Raw genomic sequence first — 19,053 nt, 5'->3', positions numbered from 1 at the left:
TTAAATATTGTTTAATAATGCAGCTGTATAGCTGTCTTGTTTGCGATTTTTGTAATTACTTTGAGCCATAGATTAACACACACAAGAACTATGATGAAATATCTACTCATTTTGTGCATGCTCATGGGAGGATTAAGTTCCTATGGCCAAAGCAGGATCACAGGGCGGGTTACTTCCGGAAGTTCATCGGAAGGACTTGCAGGGGTGACCGTGCTGGAAAAAGGGAACCCCACCAACGGGGTGTCTACGGGAGCGAATGGCGACTTCTCCATTTCAGTGGCTGGTCCAAACTCCACCCTGGTTTTCTCTTTTATAGGGTACGAGACCCGGGAAGTTCCCGTAGGCAACCAGCAAACCATCAACATAGGCCTGAAGGAAGATGCCCGTACGTTAGATGAAATTGTGGTGACTTCCTTTGGACGAGAAGAAAAAAGTAAGGCGCTTACCTATGCGGTGCAGCAGGTAGATGCTGAGCTGATTCAGGAAACCAACCAACCCAATGCGTTGAATGCGTTACGGGGCAGGGTAGCCGGGGTGAGTATCCAGAGTGCCGGTGGTGCTCCCGGGGCCGGGGCCACGATTGTCATCCGCGGAATCAACTCGCTTAACCCCAGTGCTAACAACCAGCCGCTGTTTGTGGTAGACGGAATTCCGATCAGTAACGAGACCAATTTAACCGGCGGACGCGGGGGTGATACCTTCTCCAACACCAACCGTTTCGCAGACATCAACCCCGATGACATCGCGTCCATCTCGGTGCTGAAAGGTCCGGCTGCTTCGGCGTTGTACGGACTTCGGGCTTCCAATGGAGCGGTGATCATCACCACCAAATCCGGGCAGGCGGGTAAAACTACCTTCAACTTCCGTACTTCCGCCAGCGTGGATGAGGTGTACCGCACGCCGCCTATGCAGGAGCGGTACGGTCGTGGCTTCAACGGGATCTACAACCCCACTGATTACCGCGCCGATGGTCCGCCCATTCCGGCCGGCGAGCAGGTGTATGACCAATGGGATCAGATTTTCAGAACCGGGCACCAGTACCAGAACAACTTATCTTTCTCAGGCGGTACGGAGCAGGCCACCTTTTATGGTTCTTTGGGCCGCTTAGACCAGACCGGCGTGGTGCCTAATTCAGATTTTGACCGCACCACCGTTAAAATTGCCGGGTCCTTGAAAACCTCTGACCGGTTGAAGTTAGACGGATCGGCCAATTTCATCAACTCCAACGGCACCAATCCGCGTAGCGGGACCGGTGGTTCCGGGGTGATTTCCTATGCCTCGCGCTACGCGCCGGATGTAGACATGAACAACATCCTCAACCCTGACGGCAGCCAGTTCCGGTACTCCACGCAGTTGGATAATCCATTCTTCTTTGCGGAGAACGCGTACCAGGAAGAAGACCTGAACAGGATTATCGGGAACATGGGGCTTAACTACAAGTTCACCGACTGGCTCTCCTTGGATTACCGGGCCGGGATAGACTACTACAGCAACCAACGCCGGGGCATCTCCCGCCCTACCGTCCTGATTGCCGCTACCAGCCGGGGGAGCATTTCTGAGCAAACTCTCACTTATCAGGAAATTAACAGCAACTTGTTGCTAACCGGGGAACGGCAGCTCAGTGAGAATTTCGGGCTGACTGTTTCCTTGGGTAACCAGGTGACCATGATTAACAGCACGGATATTACCGGGTCTGGTACCAACTTCATTCTGCCCGATTTCAACAGCGTGAACAACCTGGGGCAATACACGGTGCGGTCTTTCCCTACGGAGCGCAACATCATTGGGGCGTTTGGTGACGCTAAGCTGAATTATAAAGAGACCGTATTTTTGAACGTGACCGGCCGCAATGACTGGTCGTCTACTCTGCCGGTAAACAACCGGTCTTTCTTCTACCCGTCGGTGAGTTTGGCGTACATTTTCAGTGAGACGTTGGGGCTTTCCCAGAACCGGTTCTTCAATTACGGAAAGCTGCGCGCTTCTTACGCCGAGGTGGGCAAAGATGCCGCTCCTTATCTGCTGGGGAATCACTACAGCACGCAGACGCCGTTTCTGGGCGTTGCCGGAATCCGGAGAAGTGAGATCATCGGTTCAGAGACCCTGCGGCCAGAGCGCACCAAAGGAATTGAGATGGGTCTTGAGCTGGCTTTCCTGGGGAACCGCCTGAAAGTTGATGCCAACTACGCCATCCAGAACTCCGTGGACCAGATTGTTCCCGTGCCTACCAGCCGGCCCACCGGTTTCACCACCTTTGTTACCAATGCCGGTGAAATCCAGAACAAGGTTTTGGAGCTGGTGTTAGATGCCGAAGTACTGAAAGCCGGAGATTTCACCTGGAACAGTATCCTCAACTTTACCCGCCTGCGCAGTAAAGTGATCAGCATGCCCGAAGGAGTGGACGTGATCACGTTCCAACCCGAGTCACCTTGGGTGAAACAACGCATCCAGACCGGCGGCAGACCCGGTGACTGGTATGGTTGGGAACTGAGCCGCGTCAACGCGCCCGGTGATCCGGCCAACGGCCGACTGGTGATTCTGAATGGGTATCCGGATGTGAACAACAACTGGAAAGGAACCCCGCTTGCCCAGGATACGCACATCGGGAATGCTTTCCCTGACTTTGAAGGCGGCTGGAACAACAGCTTCAGCTTCAAGAATTTTTCTTTCAGTTTCCTGTTCAATTTCCGCAAAGGCGGCGAAGCGTTTGACATCAACCGCCGGATGCGGTACGGATCTGCTGGTGGTGAGGCACCAACCGGAGCAGAAACCGAATGGCGCAACCGCCTGGTGGTCTTTGATGGCGTCACCAACACGGGTACCGTAGAAGCGCCGGTTTGGGTGGAGAATACCACTCCGGTAGTGATTGACGTTCCTAATTTTTACAGCCAGACGTTCCGGTACCGGTTAGCGAAAGAATTCAACGGATTTCAGGATGCCAGCGTGCTGCGCCTGCAGAACGTGAGTTTAAGCTACAGCCTGCCCAAGACCTTGCTCAGCAAAACGCCTTTCACCAACGTGACTGCCTCCGTGACCGGTAACAACCTCTGGATGACGTCGCCTTTCGTGGGCTTTGACCCAGAGCAGAGTGCTTACGGACCAGGAAGTAACATCTTTGGGTATGTGGGTACCAACATTCCGGCCACCAGAAGCGTGTATTTTGGCCTTAACGTCACTTTTTAATCTTATGAGAAAGCTACTATACAGTACAACCATAGCTCTGAGCGCCCTGTTTTTGGGCGCATGCGGAGATCTGCTTGACGCAAATTCTGATCCGGGAAGGGTTAGCCCCGAGGAAGCAACATTGCCCACCTTGCTGCCTTCCGCGGAGCGGTTTACCGCCAACACCCAATACGGCGCGGCGCAATACGGAGCACAATACCCCCAGTATCTGGCGGGACAGGCCATCGGTCAGTTTACGCCTTATGGGTTCGATCAGCTTTGGACTCCGTTCTACACAGATGCCTTTCCTACCTTGCAGGACATGATCGACCGGGCCGAGGAACTGGGGGCATACAATTACTCGGGTATTGCCAAAACCCTGCTGGCCCTGAACCTGATGACCGTTGCCGATATCTACGGCGATGCGCCCTACTCGCAGGCTAACCAGGGCACGGCCAATCTGTACCCGTGCTATGACAAGATGGAAGACCTGTACCGGGTGCACATCATCGGCTTGCTCAACGGAGCGTTGGCCGACTTGGCGCAACCGTTGCCTTCCATCCAGGCCTTGCGGACGGTGCAGAATGATCTGATCTACGGGGGAGACCTTGCTAAGTGGACCAAAGCCGTCAAGGCCATCCGGGCCCGGTATTTCCTGCACCTGAGTGAGAAAGATCCTGCCGCCCTGGCTACCGCTGCCCAGGAGGCAGCCGCGTCCTTCGGGTCCAATGCCGATGATTTGCAGTTAAGCTTTGAGCAGCAAAATCCTAACCCCTGGTTTGGCTTTTTGGGGAATGCTACGAACAAGCCCATGCAGCCGAGTTCTTACGTGGTGGATTTACTGAGCGGCCGCGGAGGCAGATTCCAGGGCGTGGCAGATCCGCGTCTGCCTATTTACATGACCCGGGCTTCCGCTACGCAAACCGATGTGGGGCTTACCCCCGGGCGCTTGGTGGGAGACCAGCCTTCCGTGAACGTGAGCATGACGCCTACCTCCTGGCATACCCGCGCTGTGGCCCCCATCTTATTCATCACCTACGCTGAAACCCAGTTCATCATGGCCGAAGCGCTGTTCAATACCAACCGCGCGGAGTCTTACGCCGCGTACCGCCGAGGCATTGAGGCCAGCATGACCAAAGTGGGTGTTCCGGTAGCCGATATTGCCGCCTATCTGAATAATCCGGCGGTGGCATTAACTCCCACTACCCTAACCTTGCAGGACATCATGCTGCAAAAGTACCTGGCCCTGTACATGCAGATAGAGACCTGGACCGATATGCGCCGCTACCAATACGACCAGAACGTTTACCCACGGTTAGAAAAGCCAGTAGTGAACCAGTTGCCGGGCAACCCGTGGGTGCAGCGGTCTAACCTAGCCGATGAAGAGCCGGGTGTGAATACCTGCCTGCCCACCGGCGTTACCCAAACCAGTGTTCTTTGGTTGTTTCAATAAATCAAGCCTATCATGAAGAAGCTAAGTAACCTTTTCATACTGCCTTTACTGGCCATTGCCTTCACCTTCAGTTCCTGTGACGAAGACCCCATGGATGATCTGAAGGAGATCGTCAAAGAAGATTTGGGCTATGTGCCTAAGATTGCCACGTTCCGGCTCATAACCCCAACGGCCACGGCGGTACAGCCCGGTGCCGATCTTTCCATGGACCTGCGGTTTTGGTCTGAGGGTCAGATCAAGGACGTGCAGTTTTACATGGTCATGGGTACGCAGGAAACCAAGATAGGAGAGAGCCCCTACAAACCCGCCTACAGCAAAGTGACCCGCACCGATTCGCTGCTGTTCAACTATCAGGTTCCAGCCAACATTGCACGCGGCAGTGCTTTCTCCATCCAGGCGAGGGTAGCCAACCAAGGGCTGGAGCAATATCCGGCCAAGGCGAGTATCAGTTTCACGGTTCCGCAGTAGTTTGAAGACAGACGATGTTTTGGGCTTCATTTGCTCAAAACAGGCTTAAAACAGAACGCCCCGCTACTACAGCGGGGCGTTCTGTTTTAGGAAGGGAGAATTCCTATTGCTACCCACGAAGCCTTTCCTGGATGGTTATCAGTAGCAAACTCAAAACAATCTGTGCTTTCTCGCTATCTGAGAATGGGTTTCCTCGGTACACAGAGAATCTGCGCGCTAGAAAGGATTTTTGTTTTTTAAGTAAGGCTACCTGGGTATCATCCTGCCGGATAACATGGTAAGACGGGTTGAAAAAGTAACCTGAAAAGAATCCCAGGAAAGGGATTCTGCTAAAGAGGGTATCGCTGAACCTAACCATACCAGCTCCTTCTCTCACGGTGAATACCTTTTGCAGGTGCTTATTAAATATGTGATAATGCGCGGCCAGTTCGGGAACCCACGTGGAGCGGGCTACATACCCCAGCACTTGTCCATCTTTGTCCAGAAACCCAAAAGAGGCGGTGAAATCTTGCCAGGGCACGGCTTTTATGATGTAAAGGGCTTCTGAGTCAGAGAAATTCCCGAAAATCTTTACTTCATCTATGAAAGGATCAATATTCAGGAGGCTTGATTCAGAAAACTCATCATAATGCATCTGCTTGACTAGGTAAAGGACCCGTCCAGTAGCATCCGTTACCTGTAACCGGTTGGCCAGGGTGAATTTCTCAAAGGTGAAATGCAGCGGGAAATCAAGGTCTTGCATCTGGGTAGGCCTAAGATCGTCTTCCGGGGTGTGAGGTTGCGTTTAGGGGCTGTTTTTGGAAAAACAGCCCCTAAACGCACCTTATTTTTTGAAAGTGATTCGGCTCAGGCGCAAACCTGCCGATGCTTTGGAGGGCCGGTTCACGGCGGTGATGGTGCGCTCGTCCAGCCAGGTGGTGAAGTCTTTCACAAAGGCCACCTGCTTGTCATTAGCTACGTTCAGGCCTACGGCTTTGGGTGGCTCAGAGGCGCCGGTCAGCAGATGGATGGAGCGGGTGTAAAGATCGGTTTTGCCTTTGATGGTTTCCAAGGTAAGCAGTTGCAGGCGGTTGCCAATGAGATGGGCGTTGTACGAGATGCCGGCAAACCCCTCGGCGGCAGGCGCTACCTGGTCTTTCAAGATCACGGAGTTCCAGGTGGGGTGCAGGTACTCGTCATAGGCAAACAGCAGTAGTTCCTTGGCGTGGTAATCACTGTTCTCGCCGCCTTCGGTGTATTTCTTTTCCCCGATCACCAGCGTTTGCCCTTCTGAGCTGATCAGGATGTCAGAGAGGTAAATGTCTTCCAGCCGTTTGGCACCGGTGGCTTTGTTTAGCTTTTCGGTGAATTCAGGCGTAAAACGGAACTCATCCGCGAAGCGCATGTTGCCGGCGGCGTAGTCAAACCGCACCATTTTGAGGCTGTGGTACTCGCCTTTCTTTTCCTCGGCCACTAACACGGCGGCGTACAGGCTGCTGTCCTGGTGCAGTTTGAAGTAGGTGTCCATCACGTACACATTCACGCCGTCAAACACGCCGCCCAGCATCACTTCCATCACCTTTATTTCATTGTTGCGGTTGTTGTAGCGGCGCACACTCAGGCGCATGGAGTTGCTGGTGAGAATGCTGACGAACTGGTTGCCGTGGTTGTCAATCTGGATCTGGGCGCTTACCTGCGGGCCTGCCCCGGCTAAATCATAAGTTCTGTCCTTTATTTTAGTCAGAGACGCATCATAGATAGCCGCCTGGATAGAGCGGAGCTCCTCGTTGCGGGTGATGGAATGATAAGCCACCAGTTTGGAGCCATCGGCGGAGATGGCCACGGCCAGGCGCCGGCTTTTGCTGGGGGCGTCTATCAGTTTGGTCTGGCTTATTTCTTTGCCAGTAGCCACGTCAAACAACCGGCCGTACAGGGCCTGGCTGCCTTGCTCGGGCAGTACCCGGTGCGTGATCAGCAAAGCGGTCTGGTTATTGTGGGAGAAAGCCTCAACGGTTTCCTGGCCCAGCAATTGCACCGGCGTAGTCCAGGTCGCTTTCTTCAGGTCAGCCCCGTACCGGATGATGGCGTACGTGTTGTCTGATTTCCGGCTGAGGATCACAAAATCAGTGGGGCTGACGGTGAAGGCTTTCTTCGGGATCCGTTGGTTGTACTGGTCGCCGGCTGCCTCGGGGGTGTAATCAAAGGCGGCTGACTTTATCTTTTGGGCCTGCGTCTGTCCTATTTGGGCAAACAAAGCGATGAGAAATAAAAGAGGGGAATAAAGGAAGCTGGTACGCATATTACTATTGTTGATTTTTTGGCAATATACTGGTTAAAGGCGCGTCTGGTATTACTAATTAGCAATTACCTGAAGCGAAAAAATCATATATCAGTAAATTGGTAACGGAATAATTGAAATTGAAATTTTATACTTAACTTTGCAGCCGTTTGTAAATCAGGCGGAAACATAACTAAATAATTAAATTTAATAATATTTAAATATAGGAATACGGGCTAAAATGATTATGTGGAAAACTTTTAGGACATAAAGTTAACCTGATAGTAAGATAGACGTAAACCCCTAGGCTTGTCAAAATAGTGATAAGAGAATAGAGGGAGTTCATTGAAAATCTGTTAATAATTAGGTAATAAAAACATGATTTTCTGTTGACGGCTCTTCGTGATTAAGACACGTATTTTGATTGATCAGACATTAAAAAACATTTAATAGTACGTTTATGAAGTTTATTTTTAAAGTTCTTTTTTTGGTGGGAATGATACTAGTTGGAAAATTCTTGAAAGAGGGTTCAGCGAACGAAATCAGCAAGAAAGGTAATAGTGCAACTGAAGACGTTTACTCCATGAACCTTCAGGATCCATTCCCCTTCACTCACCAGACAAAGAATACAGAAACCTCAACCCCCAAAGCAGAAACTACTGAAGAGACCTCTACTTACTCCCTTAACTAAGAAGTACAATTTCCTTTCCTGAAGATCCAGGCTTTGGTCTAGCTGATCCTGCTCCAGTTCACGGCGTTGGCACTCAGCGACCGGATGTGCCGCAACAAGTTGGCATGCTCCGGAAGACTTAAGTCCGGATCTTTTTCTATGATCTGCAGGGCCGCGTGCCGGCTCTCCTTCAGGATTTTGGCATCTTTGGCCAAATCAGCGATCAAAAGGTCCAGCACGCCGCTTTGCTGGGTTCCCATCAAATCTCCCGGCCCGCGCAACTTCAAGTCAATATCGGCAATCTCGAAGCCGTTGTTGGTGCGCACCATGGTTTCTATGCGGGTTTTTCCCTCTTTGCTGAGTTTATAGCCCGTCATCAGAATACAGTAACTCTGTTCGGCGCCCCGGCCCACGCGGCCGCGCAGCTGGTGCAACTGGGCCAGGCCAAACCGCTCTGCGTTCTCAATCACCATCACGCTGGCGTTGGGCACGTTCACACCCACCTCAATCACCGTAGTAGCCACCATGATGTGGGTCTCGTGCTTCACAAAGCGTTGCATCTCAAAGTCTTTGTCCTGCGGCTTCATTCTGCCGTGCACCATGCTCACGCGATACTCCGGAAAAGCGCGGGTCACGCTCTCGTAGCCGTCCATCAGGTCTTTGTATTCCAGCCCTTCAGATTCTTCAATCAGCGGATACACAATGTACACCTGGCGGCCTAGCTTGATCTGCTCCCTGATGAACCCGAAGACTTTCAGACGATTGCTGTCATAGCGGTGCACGGTGATAATCTCCTTGCGGCCCGCCGGAAGCTCATCAATCACCGATACCTCCAGATCGCCATATAAGGTCATGGCCAGCGTGCGGGGGATAGGCGTGGCCGTCATGACCAGCACGTGCGGAATGATGCGGGGGTTCTTTTGCCACAGCTTAGAGCGCTGAGCCACACCAAAACGGTGCTGCTCGTCCACAATGCAGAGGCCCAGGTTCTGGAACTGCACTTCGTCCTCTAAAAGCGCGTGCGTGCCCACAATCATTTTCATCTCGCCGTTGCGTAATTGCTCGTGCAGCACGCGGCGGTCGGCCTTTTTGGTGGAGCCGGTGAGTTTGCCCAGCAGAATGCCCAGTTTATCGGCGTACTGTTTCAGGCCCTGGTAATGCTGGTCGGCGAGGATCTCGGTGGGCGCCATGATGCAGGCCTGCGCGCCGTTGTCGGTGGCCAGGAGCATGGTCACGAAGGCCACAATGGTCTTGCCGCTGCCCACATCGCCCTGGAGCAGCCTGTTCATCTGCTTGCCGGCGGTCACATCCTGGTAAATCTCTCGCACTACCCGTTTCTGGGCAGTGGTGAGGTCAAAGGGCAGGTGGTTTTTGTAGAACTCGGTGAGCGTAGGCGTCTTGCTGAAGATCTGCCCGGCCAGCTCGGCTTTGCGCTTGGTGCGGGTGCGCAGCAGCTTGAGCTGGGTGTAGAAAAGCTCCTCGAACTTCAGCCGGAAACGGGCGGCCAGCAAGGTGTCCCAATTGCTGGGGAAGTGCACCTGCTGCATGGCCTCGCGTTTGGAAACCATGCGGTAGTGGTCTACCAGTTCGGGAGTAAGCGTTTCAGAAAGGTGCGTGGGGGATTGCTTCAGCAGATCGGCCATCATCTTCCCCAGCACTTTGCTGTCTACCCGGTGGTTTTTGAGCTTCTCGGTGGTGTGGTAAACGGGCTGCAGAAAGCTTTGGCCCTGCTTCACCTCGGTGGCTTCCTCCAACTCGGGGTGGGCCATGTTGAATTTCCCGTTAAACAGGCTGGGCTTCCCGAAGGCGATGTACTCCTGGTTGACTTTCAATTGCACGTTCAGCCACTTCACGCCTTTAAACCAGACCAGTTCCAGCTCACCGGAGGCGTCACGGATGATGGCCGATAATCTTTGCTTGCGACCTTCGCCCAGCAGGTTCTTTTCCAGAATTCGGCCTTTGATCTGCACATAGGGCATGTCCTCGTTCAGATCCGCGATGGCGTGGAACTGGGTGCGGTCCATGTACCGGAACGGGTAGTGCTGGATGAGGTCGCCGTAGGTGAAGATGCCCAGCTCGGTCTGGAGCAACGTGGCCCGTTGCGGCCCTACGCCTTTCAGAAACTCTATTTTGGTATGGAAAAAGCCTGATGACACCTATAGGAAACGCAACCGTTTTTAGCCTGTTTCCCGGAAAACACCCCGAAAACGCCTGCCTAGTTGCTCTGTAAAATTACAGAAAAGACACGAGGCAGGCTAATCTCCTTAGCTATTTGGCGGTGCCCATGCTGCCCGGTTCTTTGACGGCAAGCCGATGGGGGAAATAGGTGCGGGGCTAGCGGAAATAGCGCAAGGAAAGCAGATCCATATATTGAGTGATCCGTATATACCAACATCTACTCACCAAAGAAAGGAGACACTATCTGTGCTAGGCCGTTACGGGTTACCGGTAAGCACCTAACACGCTGGGCGAGCGTTACGCCATGAAGTGGCGAGTGGGGAGCCTCGGTTTAGCCGGGGCTTTTCTTATCTGAGCCGTTTTGGGCTTGTTTTCCACAAAGGAGCCTAAAAACGGAGGCCGGTGGTGACATCCATAAAATCGAATCGCATCTTTCCCATCGGCTTGAAAACGTGAATGCGTGCTTGTTCTGTTTTCAGGCTATTTTCCAGAAAACAGGTCAGAAATGAGGTTGGGGAGCAAGATTAGTTCTTACCGAGTAGGATTTCCTCTGATTGCAGGGCTTCGGCGATGTAACACCGGTATTGAAGTGATAGAAGGCCCTGGTCTTGCTTCATGTTGACGACATACCAGTAACCCGATTTCTTGTCGCCTCTCTTTTCAATTTTAGTTACTTGTTACTACTAAATCATTTGATGTTACATTACCATGAAAGACCGAATGCTTAGAATCTGATTCAAGTTTAAAATTACCATAGCCATAATTGAGGGAAGCTTTCATCTTGTATTTTCCTCTTTTTAAATGGGGGCTTATCTCTTGCTTATTCAGGTTCATGATAAACGAAAATGAATCTGAAGGAGGAATTAAAACTGAATTTGAATTATTTAAAAGTATATGGTCTAAGTCGCTAATCCAATCACATGGAAAATAGCTGTGCTCTTTATTTGTGCCAACCTGGATGAAATCTATATTTATTACTCTTACACAAAATGAAGATTCAGTTGGAGTATAAAATATAAGTGTATCAGTTGTGCTTGTATTGGTTGAAGTTATGTTAATTTTAATAGAATCTCTGGTCTCTGATTGAACCTCCAATTCTAGTTTTATTTGTCCGTGACAACTGAGGCTTAGAAAGTATATAATAACCGTTGAATATAAAATCTTTTGAATCTTCATCTGTATATATTTCTCCAAACCGACTAATGTAAACGGCGGCGGAGGCTGGCGTTTACACGTTGTTCTCATTAGTTTATCTTCTTTGCCTAATGTCAAGATTTGTTATTCTCTCCGAATCAGGATTTTCTGGCTTATAATAAAGATTATCAAAACTTATCGCTGATTTTCCCTTCTCTAATTCTCTCTTTACATATTTTGTTAGTTGCTCTTCACTATCTGGTGCAAACCCATAGTAGTCGTAGCTGACGATGCTTTCTCTTTGAAACTCACAAATAATTGCAAATATCTTTTGGTGAGCGTATCCTAAGTTTTTGACCTTCCACTTAGGGTCTAGGCTAAATAAGGAGAGTATTTCGTCGATTGCTGTTGTGTTTAGGTTAAATCTGTTTCTAAAATAATCTTCTAATGTTATCGGTTGGATAAAGTCGAAGAAACTTCTTTTCACCCTTGCTGGGCATATCCTTATTATTTCTTTATCAGGGTACGTAGCTTGGATGTCCCCTATCAATTTGCTTGGGATCAAATATCCATTGGTGGCGGTTTCGGATTGTGGAACAACCTCAACCCAGAACCTTAACATTCCTCCTTGACTTAAAGTGAATGCTGGAAATTCAAAGCCCTTAAAATAAAAACCCTGATTCTGAATTAGCATTATGGTTCGAATTACTGAGAACGGTTGGGTTGAAAAGCTTTTTAATGCTTTTTAGCTGTTGTTGGTAGTAGAACTATTTATTCAAATACTTTAAATATTTGTTCTTTCAACAGTTGAACATGGTTGTCACTTTTATAAAGTTCTGCAAGATGAGCTATATGGTTTAAGTATTCACTATTAGGTCCACAGACCATTTTTTTTGCTTGAAGAAAAATAAGCAAGTCAATTGAAAGTCTATGTTCAGGAGGTAATACTTTTACTGTTCTTCCATTAGTATGAAAAACAGTCTTTCCTTTTGAAAGAGGAAATATTAATTCATTTTTATAAATATTAGATTCTTTTATATCTCGGATTATAAGCGGGTTGTCACTTAGTAAATGCAATTGGATATTATTTGAAGAGTAATATATTTTCCAGTTGTCTATTGAAGAAATTATATCAGCTTTAAGATAATCATGAATAGATTTTATGATCTTAGAACCTTGCCTAAAAGCAGGTTCCTTCATTAATCGGTCATATATATCTTGAGGGGCCTCTTCTCCGTTTTTTTTATTTCGAATGGAAATGAGGAGGTCTTTTTTAGTGGCATGTTGCATGAAGGTTTCCATTTCCTCATCTCTGTCAGGTACTCTCCAATGTAACTCACCTATAAATAAAATTAACTGAAGCAGTTCATAAGTATCAATAACGATAGGTCCAGGCTGTTCAAGTATCTTTCTGTAAACTGGAGCAAATATACTTTCACTAAATTGATATGAACCTTCTATAAAATCAGTAACCTCGCCATTAATATCAAAAGAGTTTCTATTCCATTCAAAGAACACTTGCGAAGGGCTTTTTCGATAAGGTTCAAGCTTTTTCTTTTCAATATTATACACAGCTACCTTTTTGTCTTCACCGACAAACCCTTTGATTAAGAATTGTGGTATATAATGGTGACGTTGAGATTGAGCCATTCTTTATTTTATGTTTTACTACCAACGGTTAGGCTAAACGGCGGCGGAGGCCGTCGGCTGATGCTGGCGTTTAGCTGTTGTTGGCGGGAGTGTTTCTTTTCTTATGCTTTTGCTCCTTGCCCAAGTCCAAGGATTCTTTTTTCTCCAATGAATATTTCCCAAGGTTCATATCCGCTTGAGTCGGTTAATATTTCAAAGGTTAGATTATATTCAAATTCAAGGTATAAGTCGCCTGTATTTAGATTTCTTTCCATTGAGTTCAGGCTACTGTTGAGGAGTGACTTTCTGATTTCGGCTTTTAAATCTATCGGGGTTCTATGCCCGTAAATTTGCCCATTGTCCTTCGATGTCCATTTTATACTTCTATTTTCTAAAAATCTCCAGAAGCTTTCAATTTGAACTCTCAAGTCATTCTCAAATACAAGAAGCCACATTCCGCTTTCAGTAAAGAAGTTGAATTCAGTAAGTGCAAAACTTCCTTGTATTAATGTCTCTTTATTCATATTTACATTACCGCCAACTATTATATAAACGAAACCATTCCGGTTATTGGCTCAATGGATGGAATGGTTAACATGGCATGTTATCAGTAACAGTAGGTGCGTTGCCGAATATACTATATAGCCTGGGCAAATGAAAGAACAGTCAACAAAAGGAGAGCAACGCGACTGTTTCCATTTTTGGCTTCTTTTCTGGAATATAGGCTAAAAACGGATTGAGTTATTTTTGGAATAACAGCTATTCTAAAAGCAAGAAAGGAACACCATGATTGGTGTTCCTTTCTTGCTTTTAAGCGGCAGGCGCGAGGCACTTTACTCCTGCGGTAAAGCGGATAGGCACCTGGTAATGAGTTGAGGTTTTGCGTAAGAGCTATACAGCCAATTAAAACCGTATCGGCGTTTAGCGGCTGCTTTCGCGAAACGGCCGCTAAAACGCAGTTTACTTGACCTGGGCAGTCCAGTGCAGGGTATTGAGCAGGTGCACGGCGTCTTTTTTCAGGTATTCAATCACGGGTGCGAGCGAGTCATTGGAGGTGGCGGTTCTGAAGTATAGGGCACCCCGGAAGAAGTGTTTGGAGCTATCCGTTAGATAAAACTGGAACTGGCTGGGAACCTCGCCCTCCAGTTCAAACACGCTGGCGGTAATGCCGGTGGGCGTCTTGATCTGGCTTTCCTCAATGGCGTAGGCCTTGATCTGGTGACGGGAAGTGAGCTTGCGGGCATCTTCCACCAGGCCGTTGAACATCTTAGGGTCCTGGTTGAAGTTTTTGTACGTGATCTGGATATTGGCCTTAAAACGCGGGTAGTAAATGTCTATCCAGTGCGGCTCGGCTATGCGGGAGGAGTCCCGTAATATTTTGGCATAGATAGAATGCTCAAAGGTGTACGGGTGCTGCTCCTGCAGGGTGATGTACTTCGCCTCCGGCAAATCGATGCGGTTAAAGCCTTTGGGTTTGGGGGTGTAGTCTTCCGCGCAGCCAACCAAAAACAGAAATCCACCCAGCAGGGCGGTTATTTTGAAGAAATTATTCTTTTTCATTATGAGGGTGGGGCACCGCTTCGTGTACCCGTACTTTCTTTATCTTTTTACTGTCGGCGGCTTCTATCCGGAAGAGGTAAGGCCCCAGCTGGGTTTCCTCGCCTGTATGCGGAATGCGGGAGAAAAGCCGCAGCATTAACCCTGCCACAGACTCCACGTCTCCTTTGATGTCTTTCAATAGTTCGGCCGGAGGGTCTACCACTTTGCAGAAGTCATGCAGGGAGGTGCTCCCCTCAAACAGGAACGTGCGCTCGTCCAATTGCGTGTAGTAATGGTCTTCTTCTTCGTCCAGCTCGTCATGGATCTCGCCCACAATCTCCTCAATTACATCTTCTAAAGTGATCAGACCGGTGGTTTCGCCGTATTCGTTCACCACAATGGCCATGTGCACGCGGCGCTCCTGAAACTCGCGTAGCAACTCGTCTATTTTCTTTGTCTCCGGTACAAAGTAAGGGGTTCTGATCAGGTTTTGCCAGACAAAGTCTCCGGGAGCATTCAGGTAAGAAAGCAAATCCTTTACATACAGGATGCCGTCCAGCTTATCGGTGCCCTGGGAGTACACCGGAATACGCGAGTAACCACACTGCTTTACCTGCTTGAGAAGGGACTGGAAAGGCACGCGGCGGTGAATCGCAATGACATCGGCGCGGGCCCGCATGATTTGCCGCACCGTAATGGAGCTGAAGTTGACGATGGCTTTGAGCAGGCCTTTCTCCTGCGGAGAGGCGGGCTCAGTAGGCGAGTGATCCAGGGAATGGGAGAGCTCCTCAGACGGTGAGGGCGTGCCAAATGCCACCCGGGTGCGCCCTGCCAGCTGTTGCAGCGGTAACATGAAGAAGACAAAGGGACTGCCTACCCAGTGCGCCGCTTTCAATACCGGGAGCAGCAGCGGGTGCGAGGTTGCTGCCTGCCGGGTTCTGCCCCATTGCGCGAAGTACAGCCGCAGCATGACCAGCAGGGTGGCAATGACTAGCAAGGAACCGGCGGAGTAGAGCCAGGGGGCAACAGTAGGAAAAGAAAAGAGGCTGGTCCCTACCCAATAGCCACAGCCGCCCACTAGCAGGAAAAGCATAGACGCGACAAACGTGCCGGCCCAAGCCACCCGCTCCGGCTCTTCATAGAAGACCGTTGGTAACGCCGCCGCCTTTTGAACAGGCGTTAAGGAAGTGGTATTGCTGAGAAACTGTTGAAATGCCGCCAAAGCGGCGATGAGGGCCAGTTTGCCGCCAAGTAGCAGCACCAGGAGGGCAGAGGGGAGAACCCAATCCGTCCCATATAGAGACGAAAGGGTGAAAGCTAACAGTGAGCCCCAACTGGAGGGCTCCCCTAATGGAGGTATACTTTCCAAAAGCTAGAGTTTAATCCAACAATAAGTTAGAAAGGCAGATCGTCTGGCTCTTCCTCGTAGGCCACCGACTTAGAGTTTCCGCCTTTATTAGCGCCCATGCTGCCACTGGAAGTACTTACGCCAGCAGAGGAGGGTTCGTTGTTATAGCTGCCGCTGCCGCTTCCCTGGGCAGAGGAACCGCCGTCGGGACGGCCACCCAGCATGGTCATGTTATCGGCTACAATCTCGGTGCTGTAGCGCTGCACGCCATCTTTGTCCTGGTAGCTGTTGGTTCTGATTCTTCCTTCAATGTAGACCGACTGGCCTTTCTTGACGTATTTCTCCGCCACCTCGGCCAGGCCGCGCCATACCACAATGTTATGCCACTCGGTGCGCTCCTGGCGGTCGCCGTTCTTGTCTTTGAACGTTTCAGAAGTAGCCAGCGGGAAACGGGCCACCGCCACGCCGCCTTCTAAATGCCGCACTTCCGGGTCTTTGCCAAGGTTCCCGATTAAGATAACTTTATTAATGCTTGCCATAGATTGAAAGATGGTGGGTGGAACTTGATTTAGCTTATAAAAATACTAAAAGAAATGCTCATCTAAAAATGAGTGTATCAAAATAGGCTTAGGAAGCGCTTCTATTTCGTCCAGAGAGTAGAGCTGTAAGCCAAGCGTATCTTCTGTTTCCTCCCTTAAACGAAAATCAAGCGAAACCAGATAAAACTGGGCCGAGATTTTCTGGTGGCTCAGAATGTGCTTGTAGACTTTGCCAGTAGTGCGGAAGGGGATAGCTGGAATTTGCAACGTTTCAGAAATCTGGCCCTGAAACAGCTCCGGATCGGGGTGCAGGGTTTCAGTTTCCAGCGAGAAGAAGTCATAGAGACTTTGCCAGATGTCGTTTGCGGGGCGTTTTCTTAAATATAGCTTGTTTTCATGCTGCAGCACCAAATAATGGAAGAACCGCTGCCGGCTGCTTTTGGCTTTCTCTTTCACGGGGAGCACGTTCACCAGGCCATGCTGAAAGGCGAAGCATTCCTGTTGCAAGGGACAGAACAGGCAGTCGGGCGCTACGGGCGTGCACTGGATGGCCCCAAACTCCATGATGGCCTGGTTGTAGGTGTCTGGGTTGTCAAAAGGAATTTGGGCGTTGGCAATCTCCTCAAAGATTTTCTTGCTGGCCGGGGCGGCAATGTTCTCATGGCGGCCAAATACCCGGGCCAGTACGCGGTACACGTTCCCGTCCAGTACGGCCACCGGCTCGCGGTACGCAAAGGAGGCAATGGCCGCCGCGGTGTAAGAGCCCACGCCCCGTAGCTGCAGCAGGCCGGCGTAACTGCCCGGGAACTCGCCGCCAAACTCGGCCACCACTTGCTTGGCCGTAAAGTGCAGGTTTCTAGCCCTTGAGTAATAACCCAGGCCTTGCCAGAGACGCAATACTTCGTCTTCGGGAGCGTTTGCCAAGTCGTGCACCGTAGGGAAACGCTCTATGAATTTCAGGTAATAAGGCAGCCCCTGCTTAACGCGCGTTTGCTGCAGAATGATCTCTGAAAGCCAGATGGCGTACGGGTCTGTGGTTTCACGCCAGGGCAGCGGACGGCGGTGCCGGTGATACCAATCAATAAGAGTATTACTAAAAAAAGAAGGGGTGCTGGCCATGAAAAGGCTTTAACGTATTGGTTTGCTGTTCTTATGCAAGGCTACAGAGAACAGATTTTTTGCATAAATTGTTTTACTTTCCGAAAAGGCCGACTACCTTTGTGCCCCGATTTCAGGGGTGCTGTACGCTGTACGGTACAACGTTTGTACAAACATATTCATCTTTACTCAATTACCTTTAAAAGTTTAAACAAGTGACTAAAGCAGAAGTTATATCAGAAATTGCGGATAAGACAGGGATTGAAAAATCTGATGTTGCGGCCACCGTTGAAGCATTCTTCAAAGTGGTAAAAGATTCCATGGCCGATGGTAATAACATTTACGTGCGTGGCTTTGGAAGCTTTGTAAACAAGAAGCGTGCGAAGAAAGTAGCCCGTAATATCTCCAAGAACACGTCCATCATCATTGACGAGCATTTCATCCCTTCTTTCAAGCCGTCTAAAACGTTTGTTGCGAAGATCAAAAACAGCAAAAAAATCAAAGAACCGGTAGTTTCTTAGTTTTTTGTACCTTTGCAGCCTTAACTATTTGCTTCATAACAATTTCCGGATAACGAAACTATGTCAAAAGGTCGGATAGCCCTTATTCTTTCTGCCGTGGTGCTGGCCGTTTTGATGGCGTTGTTACCGAAAGTGATTATCAATAAAGATAAGAAAGGCGAGTTTGCCGCTAACGGAGCCAATGCCAACGCCGCGCAGTCTACGCATGACCCCAATCATGAGGGCCATGAAGACCACGCACAGGAAGCAGCCACTCCCACAGACGCGCACGTGGTGGCTACCCCCGCCCAGCTGAAGGAAATTGCCGATCTGCGCAACAAGTTCAGCCGCGAGAGTAACGCACAAGCGAAAGGCAAACTGGCTGATGAACTGGCGCAGAAATATGCGGCCGTTGCCAAACATGACAGCGCCGGATATTTCTACGAGCAGGTAGCACAGGCAAGACCCGGGGAGAAAAGCTTCCAGAAAGCGGCCGATCAGTACTTTCAGGCATTCACTTTTGCCGCCACGCAGGAACGCTCGCAGGAGCTGGGCAGCAAGGCGCAAGGGCTGTATGAGCAGGTGCTGAAAAACAACCCAACTAACCTGGATGCCAAGACCAACCTGGCCATGACCTACATCTCCAGCAGCACACCCATGCGGGGCATCACCCTGCTGCGGGAAGTGATCTCGGCAGATCCTAAAAACGAGAAAGCCCTGTTCAACCTGGGTGTTCTTTCTATCCAGTCTAATCAGTATGACAAGGCGGTAGAGCGTTTTCAGGAGCTGCTGGTGGTGAATCCTAACCACGTGGAGGGCACTTTTTACATGGGCGTTGCGTTAGCGGAGACAGGTAAAAAGGCAGAGGCTCAGAAGTCTTTCCTAAAGGTCAAGCAGATTAGCAAAGATCCTGAGGTGCAGGCCTCAGTAGACAGTTACCTGCAGCGCCTCAACGGCGCTCAATAAAACGGAGTTAAAGAATTTTTTCACACATAAAAAATCAACACTATGCCTTGCGGTAAGAAAAGAAAAAGACATAAGATCTCTACGCACAAAAGAAAGAAGCGTCTTCGTAAGAATA

Annotated in this window: 16 protein-coding genes; 5 read left to right on the top strand and 11 right to left on the bottom strand. The window is 49.7% G+C overall.

The window, feature by feature from the left end; genetic code table 11:
• Positions 1-90 precede the first annotated feature (90 nt).
• From H7U12_RS12370 to H7U12_RS12360, 3 genes are read left to right on the top strand one after another with little or no spacing between them, the layout of a single operon-like run.
• On the top strand, positions 91-3,180 hold the full coding sequence (locus H7U12_RS12370) for a SusC/RagA family TonB-linked outer membrane protein (RefSeq protein ID WP_186638312.1): 3,090 nt from the start codon (positions 91-93) through the stop codon (positions 3,178-3,180).
• Between the two features lie 4 nt (positions 3,181-3,184).
• Positions 3,185-4,612, top strand: a complete 1,428-nt coding sequence (locus tag H7U12_RS12365; protein ID WP_186638305.1) for a SusD/RagB family nutrient-binding outer membrane lipoprotein — start codon at positions 3,185-3,187, stop codon at positions 4,610-4,612.
• 12 nt (positions 4,613-4,624) lie between these two features.
• Positions 4,625-5,080 carry a hypothetical protein gene (locus H7U12_RS12360; RefSeq protein WP_186638299.1) on the top strand — a complete coding sequence of 152 codons (456 nt, stop codon included), beginning with the start codon at positions 4,625-4,627 and terminating at the stop codon, positions 5,078-5,080.
• 109 nt (positions 5,081-5,189) lie between these two features.
• On the opposite strand, the gene H7U12_RS12355 is transcribed toward H7U12_RS12360, so the two are convergent.
• The 11 genes from H7U12_RS12355 to mutY form a co-directional block, all read right to left on the bottom strand.
• A complete protein-coding gene (locus tag H7U12_RS12355; protein WP_186638298.1) occupies positions 5,190-5,714 on the bottom strand; it encodes a hypothetical protein in 525 nt (174 codons plus the stop codon).
• Between the two features lie 189 nt (positions 5,715-5,903).
• Positions 5,904-7,358 (bottom strand): hypothetical protein, encoded by a 1,455-nt coding sequence (locus tag H7U12_RS12350; RefSeq protein ID WP_186638297.1) that lies wholly within the window; start codon positions 7,356-7,358, stop codon positions 5,904-5,906.
• A 708-nt stretch (positions 7,359-8,066) separates the two neighbouring features.
• Positions 8,067-10,163 (bottom strand): ATP-dependent DNA helicase RecG, encoded by a 2,097-nt coding sequence (gene recG, locus H7U12_RS12345; protein WP_186638295.1) that lies wholly within the window; start codon positions 10,161-10,163, stop codon positions 8,067-8,069.
• 688 nt (positions 10,164-10,851) lie between these two features.
• Positions 10,852-11,457, bottom strand: a complete 606-nt coding sequence (locus tag H7U12_RS12340; protein ID WP_186638286.1) for a hypothetical protein — start codon at positions 11,455-11,457, stop codon at positions 10,852-10,854.
• A complete protein-coding gene (locus H7U12_RS12335) occupies positions 11,435-12,013 on the bottom strand; it encodes a hypothetical protein (protein WP_186638284.1) in 579 nt (192 codons plus the stop codon). Before H7U12_RS12335 ends, H7U12_RS12340 begins: the two co-directional genes overlap by 23 nt.
• A 77-nt stretch (positions 12,014-12,090) precedes the next feature.
• Positions 12,091-12,969 carry a DUF4238 domain-containing protein gene (locus H7U12_RS12330; protein ID WP_186638281.1) on the bottom strand — a complete coding sequence of 293 codons (879 nt, stop codon included), beginning with the start codon at positions 12,967-12,969 and terminating at the stop codon, positions 12,091-12,093.
• A 101-nt stretch (positions 12,970-13,070) separates the two neighbouring features.
• A complete protein-coding gene (locus H7U12_RS12325) occupies positions 13,071-13,472 on the bottom strand; it encodes a hypothetical protein (protein WP_186638278.1) in 402 nt (133 codons plus the stop codon).
• 436 nt (positions 13,473-13,908) lie between these two features.
• Positions 13,909-14,508: a gliding motility lipoprotein GldD gene (gene gldD / locus H7U12_RS12320; protein ID WP_186638275.1), complete on the bottom strand. Its 600-nt coding sequence runs from the start codon at positions 14,506-14,508 to the stop codon at positions 13,909-13,911.
• Entirely contained in the window at positions 14,495-15,856 is a 1,362-nt protein-coding gene (locus tag H7U12_RS12315) for a transporter associated domain-containing protein (RefSeq protein ID WP_186638272.1), read from the bottom strand. Before H7U12_RS12315 ends, gldD begins: the two co-directional genes overlap by 14 nt.
• 26 nt (positions 15,857-15,882) lie before the next feature.
• A complete protein-coding gene (locus H7U12_RS12310) occupies positions 15,883-16,374 on the bottom strand; it encodes a single-stranded DNA-binding protein (RefSeq protein ID WP_186638264.1) in 492 nt (163 codons plus the stop codon).
• Between the two features lie 45 nt (positions 16,375-16,419).
• Positions 16,420-17,493, bottom strand: a complete 1,074-nt coding sequence (mutY, locus tag H7U12_RS12305) for an A/G-specific adenine glycosylase (protein WP_186638261.1) — start codon at positions 17,491-17,493, stop codon at positions 16,420-16,422.
• A gap of 194 nt (positions 17,494-17,687) precedes the next feature.
• Here mutY and H7U12_RS12300 point away from each other — a divergent pair, with 194 nt between their 5' ends.
• Positions 17,688-17,993 (top strand): HU family DNA-binding protein, encoded by a 306-nt coding sequence (locus tag H7U12_RS12300; RefSeq protein ID WP_149090371.1) that lies wholly within the window; start codon positions 17,688-17,690, stop codon positions 17,991-17,993.
• A 60-nt stretch (positions 17,994-18,053) separates the two neighbouring features.
• Positions 18,054-18,938: a tetratricopeptide repeat protein gene (locus H7U12_RS12295; RefSeq protein ID WP_241749337.1), complete on the top strand. Its 885-nt coding sequence runs from the start codon at positions 18,054-18,056 to the stop codon at positions 18,936-18,938.
• The last annotated feature ends 115 nt before the right edge of the window (positions 18,939-19,053 follow it).

It is taken from the genome of Rufibacter sediminis (assembly GCF_014269285.1).
Lineage (GTDB): Bacteria > Bacteroidota > Bacteroidia > Cytophagales > Hymenobacteraceae > Nibribacter > Nibribacter sediminis.
The sequence above is the reverse complement of the archived record's forward strand: the minus strand, read 5'-3'. Positions and strand labels throughout refer to the sequence as shown.

Bases quoted from the DNA above. Each gene is read 5' to 3' on its own strand.
- H7U12_RS12335 (WP_186638284.1), bottom strand. From the start codon at position 12,013: ATGCTAATTCAGAATCAGGGTTTTTATTTTAAGGGCTTTGAATTTCCA.
- H7U12_RS12370 (WP_186638312.1), top strand. From the start codon at position 91: ATGATGAAATATCTACTCATTTTGTGCATGCTCATGGGAGGATTAAGT.
- H7U12_RS12295 (WP_241749337.1), top strand. From the start codon at position 18,054: ATGTCAAAAGGTCGGATAGCCCTTATTCTTTCTGCCGTGGTGCTGGCC.
- H7U12_RS12330 (WP_186638281.1), bottom strand. From the start codon at position 12,969: ATGGCTCAATCTCAACGTCACCATTATATACCACAATTCTTAATCAAA.
- H7U12_RS12360 (WP_186638299.1), top strand. From the start codon at position 4,625: ATGAAGAAGCTAAGTAACCTTTTCATACTGCCTTTACTGGCCATTGCC.
- H7U12_RS12365 (WP_186638305.1), top strand. From the start codon at position 3,185: ATGAGAAAGCTACTATACAGTACAACCATAGCTCTGAGCGCCCTGTTT.
- H7U12_RS12350 (WP_186638297.1), bottom strand. From the start codon at position 7,358: ATGCGTACCAGCTTCCTTTATTCCCCTCTTTTATTTCTCATCGCTTTG.
- H7U12_RS12310 (WP_186638264.1), bottom strand. From the start codon at position 16,374: ATGGCAAGCATTAATAAAGTTATCTTAATCGGGAACCTTGGCAAAGAC.
- H7U12_RS12355 (WP_186638298.1), bottom strand. From the start codon at position 5,714: ATGCATTATGATGAGTTTTCTGAATCAAGCCTCCTGAATATTGATCCT.
- H7U12_RS12325 (WP_186638278.1), bottom strand. From the start codon at position 13,472: ATGAATAAAGAGACATTAATACAAGGAAGTTTTGCACTTACTGAATTC.
- mutY (WP_186638261.1), bottom strand. From the start codon at position 17,493: ATGGCCAGCACCCCTTCTTTTTTTAGTAATACTCTTATTGATTGGTAT.
- gldD (WP_186638275.1), bottom strand. From the start codon at position 14,508: ATGAAAAAGAATAATTTCTTCAAAATAACCGCCCTGCTGGGTGGATTT.